General features: G+C 68.9%; 13 protein-coding genes. 5 read left to right on the forward strand and 8 right to left on the reverse strand.

The window, feature by feature from the left end; translation table 11 throughout:
- The 5 genes from AAN986_RS14500 to AAN986_RS14520 form a co-directional block, all read right to left on the reverse strand.
- Entirely contained in the window at positions 1-1,008 is a 1,008-nt protein-coding gene (locus AAN986_RS14500) for a patatin-like phospholipase family protein (RefSeq protein ID WP_016445920.1), read from the reverse strand.
- Complete coding sequence (ligA, locus tag AAN986_RS14505) at positions 1,008-3,143, reverse strand: NAD-dependent DNA ligase LigA (RefSeq protein ID WP_349335281.1); 2,136 nt, start codon at positions 3,141-3,143, stop codon at positions 1,008-1,010. The genes AAN986_RS14500 and ligA overlap by 1 nt, the downstream gene beginning before the upstream one ends.
- A gap of 47 nt (positions 3,144-3,190) precedes the next feature.
- Positions 3,191-4,531 (reverse strand): cell division protein ZipA C-terminal FtsZ-binding domain-containing protein, encoded by a 1,341-nt coding sequence (locus AAN986_RS14510; protein ID WP_016445918.1) that lies wholly within the window; start codon positions 4,529-4,531, stop codon positions 3,191-3,193.
- Positions 4,532-4,588: 57 nt separating this feature from the next.
- Positions 4,589-8,116, reverse strand: coding sequence for a chromosome segregation protein SMC (gene smc, locus AAN986_RS14515; RefSeq protein ID WP_047218129.1), 3,528 nt, complete (start codon positions 8,114-8,116; stop codon positions 4,589-4,591).
- A gap of 133 nt (positions 8,117-8,249) precedes the next feature.
- Positions 8,250-11,531 carry an EAL domain-containing protein gene (locus AAN986_RS14520; protein ID WP_047218130.1) on the reverse strand — a complete coding sequence of 1,094 codons (3,282 nt, stop codon included), beginning with the start codon at positions 11,529-11,531 and terminating at the stop codon, positions 8,250-8,252.
- A gap of 581 nt (positions 11,532-12,112) precedes the next feature.
- Here AAN986_RS14520 and prpF point away from each other — a divergent pair.
- A complete protein-coding gene (gene prpF / locus AAN986_RS14525) occupies positions 12,113-13,324 on the forward strand; it encodes a 2-methylaconitate cis-trans isomerase PrpF (protein WP_047218131.1) in 1,212 nt (403 codons plus the stop codon).
- Between the two features lie 34 nt (positions 13,325-13,358).
- On the opposite strand, the gene AAN986_RS14530 is transcribed toward prpF, so the two are convergent.
- The gene (locus tag AAN986_RS14530; protein ID WP_349335282.1) at positions 13,359-14,291 is read right to left on the reverse strand and encodes a pyridoxal-phosphate dependent enzyme; all 933 of its coding nucleotides are present in this window, start codon (positions 14,289-14,291) and stop codon (positions 13,359-13,361) included.
- A gap of 67 nt (positions 14,292-14,358) precedes the next feature.
- On the opposite strand from AAN986_RS14530, the gene AAN986_RS14535 reads away from it, so the two are divergent.
- Positions 14,359-15,279, forward strand: coding sequence for a LysR family transcriptional regulator (locus tag AAN986_RS14535; protein WP_349335283.1), 921 nt, complete (start codon positions 14,359-14,361; stop codon positions 15,277-15,279).
- Here AAN986_RS14535 and prpR read toward each other — a convergent pair whose 3' ends face one another.
- Positions 15,280-17,277: a propionate catabolism operon regulatory protein PrpR gene (gene prpR / locus AAN986_RS14540; protein ID WP_047218180.1), complete on the reverse strand. Its 1,998-nt coding sequence runs from the start codon at positions 17,275-17,277 to the stop codon at positions 15,280-15,282.
- 218 nt (positions 17,278-17,495) lie between these two features.
- Here prpR and AAN986_RS14545 point away from each other — a divergent pair, with 218 nt between their 5' ends.
- Genes AAN986_RS14545 through AAN986_RS14555 form a run of 3 tightly spaced genes read left to right on the forward strand, consistent with a single transcriptional unit; the run spans position 17,496 to position 20,466 of the window.
- On the forward strand, positions 17,496-18,506 hold the full coding sequence (locus AAN986_RS14545) for a tripartite tricarboxylate transporter substrate binding protein (protein WP_047218134.1): 1,011 nt from the start codon (positions 17,496-17,498) through the stop codon (positions 18,504-18,506).
- Positions 18,507-18,550: 44 nt separating this feature from the next.
- Positions 18,551-19,561, forward strand: coding sequence for a tripartite tricarboxylate transporter substrate binding protein (locus AAN986_RS14550; protein WP_047218135.1), 1,011 nt, complete (start codon positions 18,551-18,553; stop codon positions 19,559-19,561).
- A 44-nt stretch (positions 19,562-19,605) separates the two neighbouring features.
- The gene (locus tag AAN986_RS14555) at positions 19,606-20,466 is read left to right on the forward strand and encodes an isocitrate lyase/PEP mutase family protein (protein WP_017405020.1); all 861 of its coding nucleotides are present in this window, start codon (positions 19,606-19,608) and stop codon (positions 20,464-20,466) included.
- 17 nt (positions 20,467-20,483) lie between these two features.
- On the opposite strand, the gene AAN986_RS14560 is transcribed toward AAN986_RS14555, so the two are convergent.
- Entirely contained in the window at positions 20,484-21,080 is a 597-nt protein-coding gene (locus tag AAN986_RS14560; protein ID WP_026062285.1) for a TetR/AcrR family transcriptional regulator, read from the reverse strand.
- Positions 21,081-21,103 lie beyond the last annotated feature (23 nt).

A 21,103-nucleotide genomic window follows, 5' to 3' on the forward strand; every position in this document is an offset into this window, starting at 1 on the left:
TCACAGACCCCAGTGACGCAGGCCCGGAAGCGCGGCCTGCGCCGCCTCGTAGCCTTCGTCGATGGCCTCGCGGGCGCGGTGGAAGTCCAGCAGGCCCAGGTGGGACAGGCGCGGGGCGATCACCAGCTCGGGCGGGTCGCCCGCCATGCGGCTGCGCGTGATGCGCATCTGCATGATGTTGACGCTGGTCATCACCACGTCCAGCAGCGAAGGCGGCCGGGGCGGGGGCTCGGTCTCGCGGCCTGCCTCATCGCGGTGGTGGCCGGGCATCCACCCCATCACGCCACGCTGCAGCCGGCGCATCCAGGCCGAGCCGGCCACGGCGCTGGCCTGGCCCGACAGGTCCTCGGGCGCCACGCCCTGCTCCACGGCGGGCGGGGCTTCCTCCAGCGGCGGCGCAGCGGCCATGGCGGCAGCGGGCGCCAGCGGCCGCATGTGGCGCCGCATGATGTCGGCATTGAGATCGACCGCGATCACGATGTCCGCGCCCATGGCGCGCGCCAGCGAGGCGGGCACGGGGTTGACGATGCCGCCATCGACCAGCAGCCGCCCTTCGCGCTGCACGGGCGTGAACAGGCCGGGCAACGCGATGGAGGCGCGCACGGCATCGGCGATGGAGCCCTTGCGCAGCCAGACCTCGGCACCCGAATGCAGGTCGGTGGCCACGGCGCCGAAGGGAATCTTCAGATCCTCGATGGCCGAGTCCACGAAATGCTCGCGCCAGAACGAGATCAGCTTCTCGCCCTTGAGCATGCCGCCCGCGATGTTGAAGTCCATGAAGCCGAAGACCTTGCGCATGCCCAGGCCCAGCACCCATTCCTCGAAGCGCTGCATTTCACCGGCCGCATAGGAGGCGCCCACCAGGGCGCCGATGGACGAGCCGCAGATGATGTCGGGCCGCAGGCCCGCATCCTCGAGCGCGCGCAGCACGCCGAAATGCGCCCAGCCGCGCGCCGACCCGCTGCCCAGCGCCAGGCCGACCACGGGTTTGCGCGGACTCAGCGCCATCAGCCCTGCTCCGCTGAGGCTGCAGCAGGGGGGTCACCCGCCAGCAGGGCCAGCATGCCGGCCTCGTCCAGCACGGGCACACCCAGTTCCTCGGCCTTGGCCAGCTTGCTGCCGGCCTCGGCGCCCGCGACCACGTAGCTGGTCTTTTTGCTGACCGATCCGGAGACCTTGGCGCCAGCGGCCTCCAGCATCTCCTTGGCCTGGTCGCGGCCCAGCGTGGGCAGCGTGCCGGTGAGCACCACGGTCATGCCGGCCAGGGGCTGGGCGGTCTGCTCGCGCGCCGCGCCCTCTTCCCAGTGCACGCCGCAGGCACGCAACTGCTCGACCACCTCGCGGTTGTGGGGCTGGGCGAAGAAGGTGTGGATGCTCTCGGCCACGATGGGCCCGACGTCGCGCACCTGCAGCAGTTGCTCGACGCTGGCGTCCATGATGGCGTCCAGCTGGCCGAAATGGCGGGCCAGGTCCTTGGCCGTGGACTCGCCGACCTGGCGGATGCCCAGGCCGAAGAGGAATCGCGACAGAGTGGTCTTCTTGGATTTCTCCAGCGCATCCAGCACGTTCTGGGCCGACTTCTCGGCCATGCGGTCCAGCGATGCCAGGGCCACCAGGCCCAGGCGGTAGAGGTCGGGCAGCGTGCGCACCACATGGCCGTCCACCAACTGGTCCACCAGCTTGTCGCCCAGGCCCTCGATGTCCATGGCGCGCCGCGCGGCGAAGTGCAGGATGGCCTCCTTGCGCTGCGCCGGGCAGAACAGGCCGCCCGTGCAGCGGTGGTTGGCCTCGCCCTTGGGGCGCGACACCGCGCTGCCGCAGATGGGGCATGCAGCGGGCATGCGGAAGTTGGGCACATAGGCCGGCCGGTCGCCGGGCACGCGGCCCACGACTTCGGGAATCACATCGCCGGCGCGGCGCACGACCACGGTGTCGCCGGTGCGCACGCGCTTCTTGCGGATCTCGAACAGGTTGTGCAGCGTGGCATTGGTGACGATGACGCCGCCCACGGCCACGGGCGCCAGGCGCGCCACGGGGGTGAGCTTGCCCGTGCGGCCGACCTGTATGTCGATGCCTTCCATGCGCGTGGGCATTTCCTCGGCCGGGTACTTGTGGGCCACGGCCCAGCGCGGCTCGCGCGAGACAAAGCCCAGCTGGCGCTGCTGGGCCAGGCTGTTGACCTTGTAGACCACGCCGTCGATCTCGTAGGGCAGCGTGGCGCGCTCGGCGCCCATGCGCTGGTGGAAGGCCACCAGCTCGGCCGCGCCCTTGGCAATGCAGACCTGGGGCGCCACCGGGAAGCCCCAGTCGCGCAGCGTCTGCAGCATGGCGTAGTGGGTGCCGAAGTCGGGGCCGCCCTGCGCGGCCGGCGTGATCTCGCCCAGGCCATAGGCGAAGAAGGACAGCGGGCGCTGGGCCGCAATGCCCGAGTCCAGCTGGCGCACCGAGCCTGCCGCCGCATTGCGCGGATTGGCAAAGCTCTTGCCGCCGGCGGCCTGCTGGCGTTCGTTGAGCCGGACGAAGTCGGCGCGGCCCATGTAGACCTCGCCGCGCACCTCGACCACGGGCGGCACGCCCTTGCCTTCGGGAAGGGACAGCGGAATTTTGCGGATGGTGCGGATGTTGTGTGTGACGTCCTCGCCCACCTCGCCGTCGCCGCGCGTGGTGGCCTGCACCAGGCGGCCATTCTCGTAGCGCAGGTTCATGGCCAGGCCGTCGAACTTGGGCTCGGCCACGTATTCCACGGGCGGTGCGCTTTCGGCCAGTTCCAGCTCCTTGCGGATGCGTGCGTCGAAGGCCTCGGCACCCGTGGCCTCGTTGTCGGTCTCGGTGCGGATGCTGAGCATGGGCACGGCATGGCGCACGGGCATCAGGCCGTCGAGCACGGCGCCGATCACGCGCTGCGTGGGCGAGTCCGGGGTGACCAGTTCGGGGTAGGCACCTTCCAATGCCTGCAATTGCTGGAAGACGCGGTCGTACTCGCCGTCGGGCACGGTGGGCGTGTCCAGCACGTAGTACTCATGTGCCCATTGGTTGAGCTGGGCGCGCAGCGCCTGCACCTTGGCCAGCACCTTGTCGGGGGCGGCCCCGGACTCCGGCGCCGCGGGGGCTGCGCCGGAGAAGAGATCCAGATTGTCGTTCATGGGGTTGAGGCCAGGAGCCTGTTGTGCACCAGGGGCACCGCGCCGCGTCAGCTGAACAGTCGCCGCGCCAGCATGGAGCCCGCCGACAGCTCGCGGCTGTCGAGCTTGTCATAGAGTTGTTCCAGGTCGTGCTGGATGGGGTCCAGCGCCATGGCCGGCAGCAGGTAGCCGTTCTGGTCGCAGAGCACTCCATCCATGGTCTGGCACAGGCGCTCGGCCACCTGGCGCAGCTGCACGAAGGCCTGCTCGCCGCGCGGCACCTGGGGCACGTCCAGGCTCAGCAGGAACTCGCGCACCACCGAGGTGTCCAGGTCGTCGGCCATGGCCGCCTGCGGGTCGTAGTTGAGCACCAGCACCGGCGGCATGCCGGGCGTGGGCGAAGGCAGGGCCATGCGCCCGGGCATGGAGCCCGGCAGAAAGCCCTGGCGCGATGCGTTCTGCTGCACATAGCCCGCGCTCCAGGAGGCCTGGCGTGCGCGCAGCATGAAGGTGAGCTGGGCATCGTGCTCGCTGGCGAACTGGTCGAGCTCGCGCGCACGCGCCACTTCCTGCAGCATGTCGGGCACGTCGGGCGTGGCGCCCAGCGCGTCGGCAAAGCGCTGCACCTTGGCAACGAACTCGGAGAACTCGATCTCGTTGAGCGCACCCGTGCGGTTGGCCAGCTGCACGCCGGCCTGGAAACCCAGGTAGCGCTGGCCGGGCTGCAGCGGCTCCCACTGGTGGGTGGACTGGTTCATGCCTTCGATGGCAAACGGCTTGTTGCCCGCGCGCCGCGTGGCCGGCTGGGCCTGCAGCGCCAGTTCGCCAGGCACGGCCTGGCCGACCTGCACGGGGGCAATGGCATCGATCAGCGCATCCAGGCCCGGCCGGCTGGCCGCAGCGCTGGTCAGGGCCGCGTCGTTGAGGGAAGGCTCGATGGACTGCGGTGCCAACGGGGATGGCGCAGGCACTGACGCAGATGCGGGTGCCGATGCGCTGGCGTCTTCAGCCGCCTGCAGGGCATGGGCAGCCTGCGCGGTCTGCACCGCCTGGGCTGCCTTGGCCGCCAAAGCGGCCTGGGCCTCGGCCTGGCGCTGCTGCTCTTCGAGCTGGACCAGATGGGCCAGTTCGGCATCGGTTTCGGCAAAGCGGTCCACGGCGGCAGGGCTCTGGCCCGGGGCTGCGGTGCCGAAGTCGCCCAGCACGGGCTCGCGCAGGCTGTGCGTCAGGTCCGGGCCGTGGCCCACGGTGTCCATGCCGGGTTCATGGCGCGAGGGATCGCGCTGCGCCTCTTCGACGGGGTCAGCGCGCTTGGGTGCGTTGCGGCGTGCGGACCAGCTGTTGTAGGCAATGATCAGGGCCAGCACCACAAAGCCCAGGACGGCCAGACTGATTTGCAGGTTACTCATGGAATGAAGGAATGAAACGTCGTTCCAGCAAATGGGTTCGGAAGGTTGCGGACATGCTCAGGATAGCTCAGCCATGGACAGCGCGGACTCCATGTCCACGGCCACGATGCGGGACACGCCCTGCTCCTGCATGGTCACGCCGATGAGCTGCTGCGCCATTTCCATGGCGATCTTGTTGTGGCTGATGAACAGGAACTGCGTGCCCTTGCTCATGCTGGCCACCAGCTTGGCATAGCGCTCGGTGTTGGCGTCGTCCAGCGGCGCGTCCACCTCGTCCAGCAGACAGAACGGCGCCGGGTTGAGCTGGAAGATGGCGAAGACCAGGGCAATCGCCGTCAGCGCCTTTTCGCCACCGGACAGCAGGTGGATGGTCTGGTTCTTCTTGCCGGGCGGCTGCGCGATCACCTGCACGCCCGAGTCGAGGATTTCATCGCCGGTGATCACCAGTTTGGCCTGGCCACCGCCGAACAGCTCGGGGAACATGCGCCCGAAATGCCCGTTCACGGTCTCGAAGGTGCCCGACAGCAGCTCGCGCGTCTCGGCGTCGATCTTGCGGATGGCATCTTCCAGCGTGTTCATGGCCTGGGTCAGGTCCTCGGTCTGCGCATCAAGGAAGGTCTTGCGCTCGCGCGCCAGCTTCAGCTCGTCCAGCGCCGCCAGGTTGACCGCGCCCAGGGCGGCGATCTCGCGGTGCAGCCGGTCGATCTCGCCCTGCAGGCCGTGCATGCGCACATTGGCCTCGGCAATGGACTGGGAGACGGCGGCCAGGTCGGCACCGGCCTCCTCCAGCAAGGTGGAGTACTGCTCCAGGCCCAGGCGCGCGGCCTGCTCCTTGAGCTGGAATTCGGTGATGCGCTGGCGCAGCGGGTCCAGCGCCTTCTCCAGCTGCTGGCGGCGTTCGTCGCTGGCGCGCAGCTTGTTGGTCAGGTCGTCATATTCGCTGCGGCGCGCGGCCACGGCCTGCTCGCGCTGCATCTTCAGATCCAGCGCGTCCTGCAGGCCGCCCTGGGCGGCGGCATCGGTCAGGCGCGTGAGTTCGTCCTGCGCGCGCTGCTGCTCGTCGGCCAGCGAGCGGGCCTGCTGGCTGGCCGTCTCTATGGTGCGGCTGAGTTCGCCCCGGCGCGCCTCCAGGCTGCGCCGCGAGAAGGTGGCCTCCTGGGCCTGGCGCTCCAGCGTGCGCAGCTGCTCGCGCGATTCGTTCAGGCGCCGCTCGGACTCCAGCACCTTGTCGCCCAGCTGGGCATGGCGCTCCTGGCTGTCGGCCAGCTGCATGTCCAGTTCCTCGAAGCGGGCTTCGGCCGCCACGCGGCGCTCCTCGATGTCGGACAGTTGGGCCTCGACCTCGGCCAGGTCGGCGCTGATCTGGGCATTGCGCGCGCGGGCCTGCTCGGCCAGCTGCGACAGGCGCAGGGTCTCGACCTGCAGCTCATGGGCGCGGCCTTGCGATTCGCTGGCCTCGCGCCGGGCGCTGACCAGGCGCTGCGAGGCCTCGGCATAGGCGCTTTCGGCACGCACCAGGGCCGTGCGCGATTCATCGGAGATCAGCGCCTGGGCGCGCACTTCCTTTTCGAGGTGCTCGATTTCCTGGGCGCGTGCCAGCAGGCCGGATTGCTCCGAGTCCTGCGCATAAAAGCTCACGCTGTGGCTGCTGACGGCATGGCCCGTGGGCACATAGACCGTCTCGCCGGGCCGCAGCTCGCCGCGGCGCGACAGCGCCTCTTCCAGCGTGGGCGCCGTGTAGCAGTCCTGCAGCCAGTCGCCGAGCACGGCGCGCAGGCCGGCATCGTTCACGCGCAGCAGATCGGACAGGTGCTGCCAGCGCCCCGGCGCGGGCGCGGGGGCGCCCTGCGGCGGGCTGAAGAAGGCCAGGCGCGCGGGGGGCGCATCGTGCCCGCCTGCGCCCAGGAAGCCGCGCACCATGTCGAGCCGGCCCACTTCCAGCGCGCCCAGGCGTTCGCGCAGCGCGGCCTCCAGCGCGTTTTCCCAGCCGGGCTCGATGGCAATGCGGCTCCACAGGCCCTGCATGCCGTCCAGGCCGTGCTTGGCCAGCCAGGGCTGGAGCTTGCCGTCGGTCTTGACCTTTTCCTGCAGGACCTTGAGGGCTTCCAGCCGCGCCGACAGGTCGGCATGGCGCGCGGCCTCGGCATTGACGGCCTGCTGGCGCGTGCGACGGTCCTCATCGAGCTGGGGCACGGAGTCCTGCAGCTCGTTGAGCACGGCATCGGCCATTTCAGCCAGTTCGCGGGCCTCGTCCAGCTGGGACTGCAGATTGTTGAGGCGGGCCTCGTCGGGTGTCTCCAGCGCATTGCGGTCGGCGCGCAGTCGCTCGAAGCGGGTCTCGAACTGGCGGCGCTGCTCGTCCAGGCTGCGCTGCTCGGCGGCCAGCACCTGGATCTGCTGCTGCACCTGCACCACGCTGGCGCGCTGGTCGGCATCGGCCTTCTGGGCATTGCGCAGCGCCTCTTCCAGGTCGGGCAGGCGCATGCTCTGCTCCTCGACCTGGGCGGCCAGCATCTCGGCCTGTTCCTCGGCATCCATGCCGGCGCCGTCGAGATTTTCGATTTCGGCTTCGGCCTCCTCGCGGCGGCTGTTCCACAGCAGCACCTGCTCGGACAGCTGCTGCAGCCGCTGCTGCACGCGCTGGCGGCCTTCGAGCACGTAGCGGATCTCGGCCTCCAGCTTGCCGACCTCGGCCGTGGATTCGTAGAGCTTGGCCTGGGCCTGGTTGACCTGGTCGCTGGCGTCGTAGTGGGCCTGGCGCAGGGTTTCGAGTCCGCTTTCGTTGTTGCGGATGTCGGCCATGCGCTCTTCCAGCTCGTTGACGGCCTTCAGGCCCTCCACGCGCACGCGGTCCTGCTCGGCCTCGGCCTCGGCGCGCTTGAGAAACCACAGCTGCTGCTGCTTGAGCGTGACCTGGGACTGCAGCGCGTTGTACTGCGCCGCCACCTCGGCCTGCTTCTCCAGCCGGTCGAGGTTGTTGTTGAGCTCGCGCAGGATGTCCTCCACGCGCGTGAGGTTCTCGGTGGTGGCCGAGAGTCGGTTCTCGGTCTCGCGCCGGCGCTCCTTGTACTTGGACACGCCTGCGGCCTCTTCCAGGAACAGGCGCAGCTCCTCGGGGCGCGACTCGATGATGCGGCTGATCGTGCCCTGGCCGATGATGGCGTAGGCGCGCGGGCCCAGGCCCGTGCCCAGGAACACGTCCTGCACGTCACGGCGGCGCACGGCCTGGTTGTTGATGAAGTAGCTGCTGTTGCCCTCGCGCGTGAGCACGCGCTTGACGGCGATCTCACCGAACTGGCCCCACTGGCCGCCCGCACGGTGGTCGCTGTTGTCGAACACCAGCTCCACGCTGGAGCGGCTGGCCGGCTTGCGGTGCGTGGTGCCGTTGAAGATCACGTCCTGCATGGACTCGCCGCGCAGCTCGCTGGCCTTGCTCTCGCCCAGCACCCAGCGCACCGCATCCATGATGTTGGACTTGCCGCAGCCGTTGGGGCCCACCACGCCCACCAGTTGACCCGGCAGCATGAAGTTGGTGGGCTCGGCGAAGGACTTGAAGCCGGACAGCTTGATGGAATTCAGGCGCACGATGCAGGCACAAAGCGGTCCGCGGCGAACGGACAAACAAGGAGGTGGGGAAAGAACAAGGCAGCTCGGGATGATACCGCGCGCCACCCCCTCTCAAGAATGGAAAGCGGCCCGGGCGGGGCCGCTGCGAATGTCAAGAATGGTTTGAAGGGACCTCTGGCCCCGTGCTGGCGTCCGTGCATTCCGCCACTTCGGGCCGGTGTTGCGCCGGCTGGGTCAGGCATGCGGGGCTCAAGGCCGGGGGGCGCTGCAAGGGGGCGGCCTCGCGCACCAGGGCCTCGAAGCTGCGCACGGGCACGGGCGGGCTGAGCAGGTAGCCCTGCCAGACGTGGCAGCTCTGGTCTTCGAGGAATTGGCGCTGCGCCTCGGTTTCCACGCCTTCGGCGATGACCTGCAGTCCCAGGCTGGTGCCCAGGGCGACGATGGTGCGCGCAATGGCCGCGTCGTTGGGGTCGCTGAGCACGTCGCGCACGAAGCTGCGGTCGATCTTGAGCTGGTCCAGCGGCAGGCGCTTGAGATAGGCCAGCGAGGAATAGCCTGTGCCGAAGTCATCCAGCGAGAAGCCGACACCGTGGGCCTTGAGCGTGGCCATCTTGGCGGCCGTGTCGTCCACGTCGGCCAGCAGCAGGCTTTCGGTCAGCTCCAGCTTGAGCAGGCGCGGGTTGGCGCCGTGCTCCTTGAGCGCCTGCAGCACCTGCTCCACGAAGCGCGCCTGGTGGAACTGGCGCGGGCTGACGTTGACGGCCAGCACCATGCAGGCCATTTCGGGGTCCGCCGCCCATTGCGCCAGCTGCCTGCAGGCCTCGCCCAGCACCCATTCGCCCAGTTGCTGGATCAGGCCGGTCTCCTCGGCCAGCGAGACGAAGAGCGAGGGCGGCACCAGCCCTTCGCGCGGGTGGTTCCAGCGCAGCAGGCCTTCGGCGCCCACGATGCGTCCGTGCGCCATCTGCGGCTGGTAGTACAGGACGAACTGGCTGCGCACCAGGCCCTCGCGCATTTCCTGCTCCATGGCCGTGCGCGAGCGCAGCACGGCCTGCAACTGCGGATCGAAGAATTGCAGCGTGTTGCGCCCCATGCCCTTGGCCTGGTACATGGCCATTTCGGCGCGGCGCAGCACCTCGTCGGCGCTCAGTTCCTGCTCGCCGAACAGGCTGGCGCCAATGCTCATCGTGATGTGGCAGGACTGGCCTGCCAACTGCAGCGGCTGCTGCAGCAGCGAACGCATGCGCTGGACCTCGCCTTCCAGCTGCGAGGCCGCATGCATGGAGTCCTTGCCCAGGTCCTCCAGCAGCACGACGAAGTCATCGCCGCTGTGGCGGGCCAGCGTGGCCTCGGGCCCCAGGGACTGCGCCAGGCGCTCGGCAATCATGCGCAGCAGCACATCGCCAAGCTCCAGCCCCAGGCTGTCGTTGAAGGCCTTGAAGTTGTCCACGTCCAGCAGCATGACGGCGCCGCAGCGCCCGCGCCGGCGGCTGGAGGCCAGCGCCTGCTGCAACCGGTCCACCAGCAGGCGGCGGTTGGGCAGGCCGGTGAGCGCGTCGTGGAAGGCCAGGCGGCGGATTTCCTCTTCGGCGGTCTTGCGCTGGCTCTGGTCCTGCAGGATCAGCAGGCAGCCTTCGTCCAGCAGCATGCCGCCTATCGATACGGAACGCGTGCGGCCATCGCTGCCCATGAGCTGGTATTCCTCGCAGTTGAGGGTGCCGCAGCTGTCGGACTCGCCGCTGTGCAGGCTCTGTGCCACGCGCGCCCTCGCCTGCGCGGCCTCGAAGCGGCGCTGCATGCGCAGGCGGCGGGCTTCATCGGGACACATGTTGCACCACCAGCCATCACCATCCATGCCGGCCGTGGCACCGTGGCCCGCCAGGCGCATGAATTCCTCGTTCCAGTAGGCGAAGCGGCCGTCGTCCTGAAGCATGGCCAGGCCCAGAGGCAGGCGCTGGATGACCATGCGCAGATGGCGCGATCCATCGCGCTGCATCTGCTGCAGGTGGCGCCGCGCGCTGATGTCCTGCACCAGCGCCATCAGCCGCCGGGACGGGCCATGGCCCAGCGCGGAGATATGCAGCTCCACCCAGACCAGGGTGCCGTCGCGGCGCCGCAGCTGCCGCTCGATCTGCAGCGCCCCGCGCTGGCCCGCCGTCAGCTCCTGCAGCAGCACCCGGTCGCCCTCCAGGGTTTCGGCCGCCAACAGGGCCAGCAGGGGCCGCTGGCACAGCTGCTGCGCCTCATGGCCCGTAATGTCGCAGTACCTGCGGTTCACATGCAGGACGTTGCCGCTGGCCGCATCGACCTGCACCACGCCCACGGCAGCCTGCTCGAACAGGGCCTGAAAGCGGGCATCGCTCTCACGCATGCTGCGGGAGGAGGCGCGCAGTTGGGCCCAGCTGGAAGGATGGCGCCGCCACCAGGCTGCCGCCAGCGACGCCAGCAGGGCCGACACGAGCATGCCCAGCGCGAAAAGAACCAGGGGCTGGACACGCTCGGTCCAGGACAGGGCCGTCCCCATGGGAATGAAGTTCAACCGCCACAGCCGGTCCTGGGCCTGCAGCGTCTGCTCCAGCACCACCTGGCCGGTGTCGCCCATGCCGGCCGCCTCCTGCCCGCGCTCCGGCCAGGCCGCGCCCAGGTACAGCGGCAGCGGCGATATGCCGGCCGGCGGCAGGGGCGAGGTCGGGCCTGCGTCATGCATGGCCAGCGCAAGCCGGCGCAGAAAGCCGCGTTCATGCAGGTCCTGCACCAGGTCGTGCACGCGCACGCTGACGTCGGCAGTCCCCAGAAACAGCGGCTGCGCGGCCTCCCCGTCCGGGGACTGGTGGTCCACAAGCGCAAAGACAGGCGCGCGCACCAGCACGGCGGTGGCATGCTCGCCGGGCTGCTTCAGCGCAAACGGTGCCGAGACCACGGCGGCCGCGCTGTCGCGGCTGCGCACCATGCTGGCCATGAGGCTGGGGCGGTCGTGCATGTCCAGGCCGGCAATGGACTCGTTGCCCTCCAGCGGCCAGAGATAGTCGATGAAGAAATAGTGGGGCCCGGGCCGGGCGGTGAAGGCCTGATCCTGGCCGGGCAGACCGCGCTGCGTTGCGGCCCGTGTAAAGGACAGCGCCTGCATGCCCGGCTGCGCCTGTATGCGCAGCGCCTGCGCCATGCGCGCGAAGGCCGATTGCCCCATCTCGGGAGAGGCGGCCAGCTGGTTGGCCACATGCTGGACCATGACCGCGTAGGCATCCAGGCGCATCTCCAGCGCCTGGCGGGCCGACTGGGCCTGCTGGGTATGGCGCTGCAGGTCGATACGCTCCAGCGCCCGCTGCTGCTGCAAGGCAAGCACAGCGCTCAGGCACATGCCCACCGCCATGACGGTTGCGGCTGGCCAGGCGGCCCGGATGGCTACAAGCGTGCGCTGGGCAAAAACTGACATGGAGCGGCTAAGGCGGAATAGGCGGTCACGGGAAATCGGTCCAGGAGCACGGAACCGCTCGTTGCCAGCCCCATGGCAGGTTCACCGGAAAGGGCAGTACAGGCCATGTGGAGCAGAGCGCGAGGATAAATGGATTTCGGCACGCGGCAGGCGAACAATGGATAAGACAAATCCTACAAACACCCTTCCTCTATCGTCTGCAAGCACACTTGCTGAAGGCTGGCCCGGGCAAACCCTAGAGAGCTCCGCAGGCCGGCGTGGGACTGGGGGACCGAACCGTTGCACACTCCCTCATCCATGAAATCAAAAGCAGCAATTTTGAAACGACAGTGAAACGAATGTTGCGGCGGCAGCCAGCACCGCAGTGCACACGCCCTGTGCTGGCGCGCTGCAAGGCTTGCACGGGTTTTCCCTTGATGCGGATGGCATGGCGCTTGCAACAAACCTGGCCTACTGCCATCGCCTGACACCGCAGGGGACACCGTCCATGGGCATCAACCGCCGCCAGAGGCTGCGCGCTCCGGCGATCGGCAGACCGCAAGAACAGACACAGATACGAACAACAGCACAGGAGGCCTGAGATGGGCGCGATCCCCGAAACCTTTCTTCCCCAGTTGCGCATCTCTGCCACCTACCTGCGCGGCGGCACCAGCAAGGGCGTGTTCTTTCGCCTGCAGGATCTGCCCGAGGCGGCCCGGCACCCCGGACCCGTGCGCGACGCCATCCTGTTGCGCGCCCTGGGCAGCCCCGACCCGTACGGCAAGCAGATCGACGGCATGGGCAATGCATCGTCCAGCACCAGCAAGGCCGTGATCCTGGCTCCCAGTACGCGGGAAGGCCATGACGTGGACTATCTGTTTGGCCAGGTCGCCATCGACCGGCCGTTTGTGGACTGGAGCGGCAACTGCGGCAACCTCTCGGCCGCCGTGGGGCCCTGCGCCATCCACATGGGACTGATAGATCCCGCGCGCATTCCTCGCAACGGCACGGTCACCATCCGCATCTGGCAGGCCAACATCGCCAAGACCATCGTGGCCCATGTGCCCATCACGCAAGGCCAGGTCCAGGAGACCGGCTCCTTCGAGCTCGATGGCGTGACCTTCCCGGCCGCCGAAGTGGCGCTGGAGTTCCTGGATCCCGCCGATGAAGGAGACGATGGCGGAGCCATGTTCCCGACAGGCCACCTCGTGGACCGGCTGGACGTGCCCGGCGTGGGCAGTCTGGCGGCCACGCTGATCAACGCGGGCATTCCGACCATCTTCCTGAACGCCCAGGACCTGGGCTACACGGGCTGCGAGCTGCAGGACGCCATCAACACGGACGACGAGGCCCTGGCCCGCTTCGAGGCCATACGCGCCCACGGCGCGCTGCAGATGGGGCTGATCAAGGACCTGGCCGAGGCCGCCAGACGGCAGCACACGCCAAAGATCGCCTTTGTGGCGCCACCGGCCGCCTACACGGCATCCAGCGGCAAGCGCATTGAATCGGGTGACGTGGACCTGCTGGTGCGCGCCCTGTCCATGGGCAAGCTGCACCACGCCATGATGGGCACGGCTGCCGTGGCCATCGGCACCGCAGCGGCCGTGCCGGGCACGCTGGTGAATCTGGCGGCAGGCGGCGGCGAGCGCAGCGCCGTGCGCTTTGGCCACCCCTCCGGAACGCTGCGCGTGGGCGCCGAGGCCCGTTTGGTGAACGGCCAGTGGCAGGTGACCAAGGCCCTGATGAGCCGCAGCGCACGCATCCTGATGGAAGGCTGGATCAGGGTCCCCGGTGAGGTGTTGAACGCCGCATGAATGCGCGGGCCGGGACTTCAGGCCGGGTCCGTGCTCACGCCTCGGCTGCCAGCGCCGCCCCACGCCACGCCTGGAGCTGCTCCAGCGTGTTCGTCGTGCCGCCACAGGCCACCACCAGCACGCGCTGGAAGCCTTGCAACGCAGGAGCGCGCCCGTAGGCCAGGGCCAGCGCGGCGCCACAGGCTGGCTCCACATGCAGGCGATGGTCGTCAATGAAGCGCAGGCAGGCCTGCAGCGCCTGCGCATCCGTCACCACGGCGCTGCGCACGGGGTGCACCTGCGCCAGATCGAAGGCCCTCTGGCAGACCTGGCGCGCGCCCAGCGAAGTAGCCACGCTGGTGATGCGGTCCAGCAGTACGCGGCGGCCCTGGGCCAGGGACTGCGCCAGGGAATCGGCGCCGGCCGTCTCCGCCGCGATCACGGGCACATCGGTCCAGCCATGGCGCTCCAGGCCCTGCACCACGCCGGCCAGCAGGCCGCCGCCGCCCACAGCCAGCACCACGGCGTCGGGCTTGAAGCCGGCTGCGGCCAGTTCGTCGACGAGGGTGGAATGCCCGGCCCACAGCAGCGGATCGTCAAACGGGTGGACAAAGGCATCGTCGGCACCCAGCAGGGACTGGGCCAGCGCATTGGCCTCGTCCCAGACGGTGCCATGCACGATCAGCTCGGCGCCCTGGGCGCGGATCAATGCCCGTGCATGCTCGGTCGTGGTCTGGGGAACGACCACGGTGACGGGCATCGACAGCTGCCGTCCCGCATAGGCCACGGCAATGCCGGCATTGCCGCCCGACGAGGCCACAAAGCGCTTCTTGCCCTGGCCCGCCAGGGTCTCGCAGGCATGGCCTATGCCGCGCAACTTGAATGATCCGCAAGGCTGCAGCGCGTCCAGCTTGAGCCAGATGTTCTGGCCGCTGGCCTGCCCCAGGGCATGGGATTCGATGAGGGGAGTGGAGGTGTGCAAAGGCATGGAGCGGCAGTGTAGAACCGGGCTGCCATCGCGATAATCCCCCGGTATTCCAAATATTCTTTGCGCCATGAGCACAAATCAAGCCCTGCCCCTGTTCGGAGAAATGGCCATCTTCGTCAAGGTGGTGGACACGGGCAGCTTCTCCGAGGCCGCGCGCCAGCTGGGCAGCACGCCATCGGCCACCAGCCGGGGCGTGGCGCGGCTGGAAAAGGCGCTGGGCCTGCGCCTGCTGGAACGCACCACGCGCAAGCTGCGCCTGAGCGAGGCCGGCCGCGAAGTGCATGCGCGCTGCCTGGACATGGTGGGCGCCGCGCAGGCCGTCATGGCTGCATCCCTGCTTCAGGACGCGCAGCCGCGCGGCCTGGTGCGCATCAGCGTGCCCAAGGCCGTGGGCCATACCGTGGTCCATCCCCACATGCCCGACTTCCTGGCCCTGTATCCCGAGGTCGACGTGCAAATGCGGCTGGAAGACCGCTACATGGACCTGATCGATGACCCCGTGGACCTGGCCATACGCATCACCAACCACCCGCCGCCAGGCCTCATGGGCCGCCACCTGATGGACATCGACCATCTGCTGTGCGCCTCGCCCCAGTACCTGGCCCGGCACGGCACGCCCGCGCATCCGCTGGACCTCAAGGCCCACAGCTGCATCTACCTGGGAGAGGAGCCCGGCGACGCGCACTGGAAGCTGCGCGGCCGCGGCAAGACCGTCACCGTGGCCGTGCGCGGGCGCTATGCCGCCAACCACACCGGTGTGCGGCTGGACGCCGTGCTGCAGCACATCGGCATCGCCAGCCTGCCCCGCTTCACAGCACGCGAGGCCCTGGCGGACGGGCGCATCGTGCAGGTGCTGCCGGACTGGAGCTTCCTGCCCAACTACAGCGGCCAGCTGTGGATTCTTCACCCGCCCACCAGACATCTGCCACTGAAGCTGCGCGTGCTGATGGATTTCCTGGCCGAGCGGCTGGGTGGCCATGCACCCTGATCAGTCCGGCGCCCTGAGCCTGCGCCACAGCGTGGCCCGGCTGATGCCCAGGATCTCGCAGGCGCGGCGCTGGTCGCCCCGTACCTGCTCCAGCACTTCGCGCATGCGCTGGCGCTCAGCATCGCGCCGGGCCTCGCGCAACTGCAGTTGCCGCTGCTGCGCTGGCAGGGCCTGAACGGTACCCTGCCCAGCCCCGTCGCATTCAGGAAACAGCTCCCGCAAGCGGCCCATGTCCACGCGGCCCGCGCTGTCGCGCAGGTCGTGGCGGCAGGCCAGCAGGCGTTCCACCCAGTTGTCCAGCTCTCGCGCATTGCCGGGCCAGCGGTGGCCGGATGCCAGCTCCAGCAAGGCCGCCAGCAAGGGCTCCAGCGATGGCCCTTCCGCCTGCAGCGACTGCGTGCGCAGGCGCCGCGCCAGCATGGCGCGGGCCAGGGCCTGGACATCGGCCGGGCCGCGTTCGTGCAGTCCGGGCATGTACAGGCGCAGCACGGCCAGGCGGTAGAACAGGTCACGCCGGAATTCACCGCGCTCGACCAGGGCCGCCAGATCGGCGTGCGTGGCGGCGATGACGCGCAGGTCCACCGGCACGGGCGTGGTGGAGCCCACGCGCAGCACTTCGCGCTCCTGCAGCACGCGCAGCAGGCGGGACTGCAGGGCCAGCGGCATGTCGCCGATCTCGTCCAGGAACAAGGTGCCCGTATGGGCCGCCTCGATCAGCCCGGTCTTGCCGCCGCGCCGCGCGCCGGTGAAAGCGCCTTCGTCGTAGCCGAAGAGTTCGCTCTCCAGCAGGCTTTCGCCCAGGGCCGCGCAGTTCACCGCCAGGAAGGGCTGGGCCGCGCGCCGGCTGGCGCGGTGCATGCCCTGGGCCAGCAACTCCTTGCCCGTGCCGCTGTCGCCCTGGATGAGCACGGTGGCATCGCTGGCCGCGAACTGGCGCGCCAGGCGGCGCACGCGCTGGGCGGGCCCGCTGTCGCCCGCGTAGTCTTCGATGCGCCAGCGCACGCCCGCGCCGCGCAGGCTGCGGTTGGCGCGCAGGTGGCGGTCGGCACGCTGGATGGTGGCCGGGTCGCGGCAGACCAGCAAGGCGCCCGTGAGCTGGCCGTTTTCCACGATGGGCGCGCGCCGTACCACCAGGGTGCGCATGGCCAGCTGGACCACGTCTTCACTGCCTTCGGGCTCCAGGGACTGCGACTGCAGCGCCTGTGCCAGTGCCAGCGCGGGTGCCACCTCGTCCAGCAGCCGGCCATGCAGCGCATTGGCGGGCGCGCCCAGCAGCGCGGCCATGGTGGGGTTCAGGGCCTGGATGCGGCCTTGCGTGTCCACGGCGACCACGCCGTCCTGCAACTGGCCGAGCACGGTTTCCAGCCGCTGGTGGCGGGCGCGCTCGGCATGGCGGTGGCGGGCCAGCAGCACGGCGTCACGCAGGGCCTGCAGCACGGCGCCATCGGAGTACAGCAGCACGCTGGGAATGCCGGCCTGCTCGGCCAGGTCGGCCACCAGGCCCGGCGCGACGACGGCGCCCACGCCGGCAGCCTGCAGCGCACGCACGCAGGCCTGGGCATCTTCGGGTCCGTGGTAGCTGAACTGCGCAATGCCGGCGCCGAACAGCGCGTCGAACTGGGCCAGATGCGGCGAGGGATGGTCGAACGACACCAGCCCGATGCGCGGCGTGCCGCCGGACTGGGCCAGTGCACGTGCGCTGGCCAGCGCCTGCAGCAGATCGAAACCGCGCACCTCGATCATGACGACGGGGATATCAACCCGCTCGCGCACCCAGGCGCCGCTGGCCCCTGCGGCCACCAGGGCGTCTATGGGCTCGACCGCCTGCAGCGCACGCACGGCCTGCACGGCATCGTCAAAGGCCGCGCTGACATGCTCCACGCGCACCTGGTCGCCCACGGCCAGCGACATGCGCTCCAGCACGCGGCCGATGCGGTGGCGGCCCACGGTGACGACGCGCGGCCAGGCTGCGCGGGGGCCGGAAGGGGTTGCATGCATGGAAGGCACAACTGATTCATTCATGCAACCGATTATTTCATTCATGCAACACCGCACCGGGCGAATCGATGAATGCCTGCAGAGCAGGCTTTTCAAGAAACACAAAACCCATTCACATCAACAACTTGCGATATCAAGGGTTTACCCTTTGATCCGGTGGCATTCCACTTGCAACAGGCCAGGCGTTTCAATCATTTCAAGCATTTCCAGGAGACCCCATGAACCAGCCATCCCGCCTGCCCCGCCGCACCGCCCTGGCCACCCTGCTTGCCGCCGCGCTGCCGCTGGCCGGCGTGACCTGCTCCGTCGCTGCACGGGCTGCCGGCGCCGCCGATGCCTGGCCCACCCGCCCCATTCGCCTGGTGGTGCCGTTCTCGGCAGGCGGCGCCAATGACCTGATGGCACGCTCGGCTGCCGAAGGCGCGTCCAGGATCCTGGGCCAGCCCGTGGTGGTCGACAACCGCGCGGGTGCGGGAGGCACGGTGGGCGCCGACATCGTGGCCAAGGCCCAGCCCGACGGCTACACCCTGCTGGTGAGCGCGGCCGGCGTGATCTCCAACAGCATGATCAAGAAGACCATGCCGTTCAAGGACGATGCGCTGGTTCCGGTGGCCATGATCGGCCTGGCGCCGTCCGTGATCGTGGTTCCCAAGAACGCGCCCTACCAGAACCTGCGCGATTTCGTCGAGGCATCGAAGAAGGGCCAGGGCTTCAATTTCGCCACGGCCGGCACGGGCAGCACGCCGCATTTCGTGGCCGAGATGCTGAACGTGAAGTACGGCGCCCAGCTGCAGCCCGTGCCCTACAAGAGCGGGTCGGAGAGCACGACGGCCGTGCTGGGCGGGCAGGTGGAGGGCACGTCGGAGGCCAGCATCATCGCCCTGCCCCACATCCTCAACGAAGGAAAGTTCAAGGCCCTGGCCACCACCTGGACGCAGCGCATCTCGGCCTATCCGCAGCTGTCCACCGCCGTGGAGCAGGGCTTTGCCGAGCTGCAGATCGCGCACTGGGCCGGCATCCATGCGCCCAAGGGGACGCCGCCCGCCATCCTGGACAAGCTGTCCGCCGCCGTGGACAAGGCCATGAAGGAGCCGGCCACCGTGGAAAAGCTCAAGGGCCTGGGCATCGAGCCCATCGGCGGCACGCGCGCCGAGTTCGTGAAGTTCACAGACGCTGAACGCAAGCGCCTGGGCGAGATCGTCAAGGCCGCGAACATGCAGGAAAAGTGAACCGCTTGCGCCATCACCATCGATCCCAACCGAGACAAGACACCATGAATACCCGCCGCAACACCCTCCGCCTGGGCATGGGCCTGGCCCTCAGCGCCACCGCCGCCGCTGCCGCCCTGCTCGCCGCCCCCGCCACCGCAATGGCCCAGGGCGCAGATGCCTGGCCCTCGCGCCCCATCAAGCTCATCGTGCCCTATGCGGCCGGCGGCTTTGCCGATACGCGGGCCCGCAAGATCGCCGACAAGATAGGCCAGAGCCTGGGCCAGCCCATCGTGATCGACAACCGCGGCGGCGCGGGCGGCGTGACGGGCACGGATGCCATCGCCAAGGCCACGGACGGCCATACCTTCGGTTTCGGCTCGCCGGGTCCGCTGGTGACCAATCCCATGCTGATGAAAAAGCTGCCCTACAACGCCGCACGCGACCTGCAGCCCATCATCCTGATCGAAGAGGCGCCGCTGATCCTGACCACGGCGCCCAACCAGCCGTTCAAGACCGTGGCCGAACTGGTCGCGGCAGCCAAGGGCAAGCCCGGCACGCTGACCTATGGATCGTCGGGTGTGGGCGGTGCCCACCACCTGTCGGGCGAGCTGCTGGCCTTCCAGACGCGCACGGAAATGGTCCATGTGCCCTACAAGGGCGGCGCGCTGGCGGCCACCGACCTGATGGGCGGCCACCTGGCCTTCATGTTCGAGATGGGCTATGCGGCCCTGCCCGCCATCCAGGGCGACAAGGTCAAGGCCCTGGCCGTGTCCAGCAAGCAGCGCCTGAAAGTACTGCCCAGCGTGCCCACGCTGGATGAGGCGGGCATCAAGGGCTTCGAGTCGTACAACTGGCTGGGCATGATCGCGCCGGCCAGCACGCCGCCGGCCGTGATCGAGCGCCTGAACAAGGCCGTGAACGAGGCCCTCAAGGACGCGGAGGTGCGCGCCATGATCGAGAACACGGGCGGCATGGTCATGGGCGGCACACCCCAGGCCTACGGCAAGTTCATCGAGGCCGAACGCGCCAAGTGGGGCCCGGTGATCAAGAACGCCAACATCACGCTGGACTGAGCGCCCACCCGCGCAGCACTTTTCCTCATCCGACAGAACCCTCCATGAACACCAAGCAACAACTCAAGGCCCTGGCCGAAGCGCGCCGCGGCGTGCTCGTGCCCGGCGCATTCAACGCACTGTCCGCGCGCGTCGTGGCCGATCTCGGCTTCGAGGCCATCTATGTGACCGGCGCCGGCGTGACCAATATGTGGTTCGGCCTGCCCGACCAGGCCTTCATGGGCCTGACCGACATCGCCGACCACACGGCCCGCATCCGCGACGCGGTGGATCTGCCGCTGATCGTCGATGCCGACACCGGCTTCGGCAACGCGCTCAACACCTACCACGCCGTGCGCACGCTGGAGCGCGCGGGCGCCGACTGCATCCAGATCGAGGACCAGATCAGCCCCAAGCGCTGCGGCCATTTCAATGGCAAGGAAGTGATTTCCACCGAGGAAATGCTGGGCAAGATCAAGGCCGCCGTGGACGCGCGCCGCGACCAGGGCACGCTGATCATGGCGCGCACCGATGCCTGCGCCACGCAGGGCTTCGAGGCTGCCGTCGAGCGCGCCCAGCGCTTTGCCGAGGCGGGAGCCGACATCCTCTTCGTGGAGGCCGTGACCCAGGCCGAAGAAATCCGCGCCCTGCCCCGGCGCCTGTCCACGCCGCAGCTGATGAACATGGTGATCGGAGGCAAGACGCCCATCACCGACGCGGGCGAGCTGGCAGACCTGGGCTATGGCCTGGTGCTGTATGCCAATGCCGCGCTGCAAGGCGCCGTGGCCGGCATGCAAAAGGCGCTGGGCCAACTGCGCAACGAGCGCAGGGTGGACGAGAACCCCGCTGTGGTCGCCCCCTTTGCCGAGCGCCAGCGCCTGGTCAACAAGCCGTTCTGGGACGCGCTGGAAAAGAAGTACGAGTGAAGCGCGAGCGAGGGCGCTCAGCCCCTCGCAGGCGCCTTCCACCCCTTGAGCGTCAGCTCCAGCGCCTGCAGCGCCTGCTGCAGGCGTTCGGGGGGTGCCCCTTCCTCGGCAATCCAGAATGCCGACTCCACCAGGCAGCCATTGAGCAGGCGCGACATGGCCAGCGGATTGGCCCGCACGATCACGCCGCGCTCCATGAGCTGCTCCAGGTAGCCGGCCACGAAGGCGATGCAGGCACGGTGCTGCTCGCCCTGGTCCGTGCCCGTCAGCACGGCGCGCGCATCCTGCAGCACGATGCGGCGTATCTCGCCCTCCTGCGCCATGGCCAGGTAGGCACGGCAGTAGGCCAGGAACCCCTCCCAGGGATCTGCATGGTCGGCCAGCACCTGCTCAAGGCGTGCGTCCATCTCGGCATCCATCTGCGCCACCACGGCGGCCAGCAGGCCCGGCTTGCCGCCGAAATGGTGGTACAGCGCGCCGCGCGTCAGGCCGGCCTTGGCCGTCAGTTCGTCCATGGAGGCCTGGGCATAGCCCTGGCTGCCAAAGGCCTCGCGCGCAGCCTCGATGAGCTTGGCGCGTGTCTCCTCGATCATGCTGGCCCGGCTTTTGCGCATGGCGCACTCCATTCACATACAAA

The sequence above is a fragment of the Delftia sp. DS1230 genome (assembly GCF_040112715.1).
Classification (GTDB): domain Bacteria; phylum Pseudomonadota; class Gammaproteobacteria; order Burkholderiales; family Burkholderiaceae_C; genus Comamonas; species Comamonas tsuruhatensis.

What these genes read in the sequence shown, in the direction of transcription:
- AAN986_RS14550 (WP_047218135.1), top strand. Translation starts at nt 18,551, where the DNA reads ATGAATACCCGCCGCAACACCCTCCGCCTGGGCATGGGCCTGGCCCTC.
- AAN986_RS14560 (WP_026062285.1), bottom strand. Translation starts at nt 21,080, where the DNA reads ATGCGCAAAAGCCGGGCCAGCATGATCGAGGAGACACGCGCCAAGCTC.
- AAN986_RS14555 (WP_017405020.1), top strand. Translation starts at nt 19,606, where the DNA reads ATGAACACCAAGCAACAACTCAAGGCCCTGGCCGAAGCGCGCCGCGGC.
- prpF (WP_047218131.1), top strand. Translation starts at nt 12,113, where the DNA reads ATGGGCGCGATCCCCGAAACCTTTCTTCCCCAGTTGCGCATCTCTGCC.
- prpR (WP_047218180.1), bottom strand. Translation starts at nt 17,277, where the DNA reads ATGCATGCAACCCCTTCCGGCCCCCGCGCAGCCTGGCCGCGCGTCGTC.
- AAN986_RS14500 (WP_016445920.1), bottom strand. Translation starts at nt 1,008, where the DNA reads ATGGCGCTGAGTCCGCGCAAACCCGTGGTCGGCCTGGCGCTGGGCAGC.
- ligA (WP_349335281.1), bottom strand. Translation starts at nt 3,143, where the DNA reads ATGAACGACAATCTGGATCTCTTCTCCGGCGCAGCCCCCGCGGCGCCG.
- AAN986_RS14545 (WP_047218134.1), top strand. Translation starts at nt 17,496, where the DNA reads ATGAACCAGCCATCCCGCCTGCCCCGCCGCACCGCCCTGGCCACCCTG.
- AAN986_RS14530 (WP_349335282.1), bottom strand. Translation starts at nt 14,291, where the DNA reads ATGCCTTTGCACACCTCCACTCCCCTCATCGAATCCCATGCCCTGGGG.
- AAN986_RS14535 (WP_349335283.1), top strand. Translation starts at nt 14,359, where the DNA reads ATGAGCACAAATCAAGCCCTGCCCCTGTTCGGAGAAATGGCCATCTTC.
- AAN986_RS14510 (WP_016445918.1), bottom strand. Translation starts at nt 4,531, where the DNA reads ATGAGTAACCTGCAAATCAGTCTGGCCGTCCTGGGCTTTGTGGTGCTG.
- AAN986_RS14520 (WP_047218130.1), bottom strand. Translation starts at nt 11,531, where the DNA reads ATGTCAGTTTTTGCCCAGCGCACGCTTGTAGCCATCCGGGCCGCCTGG.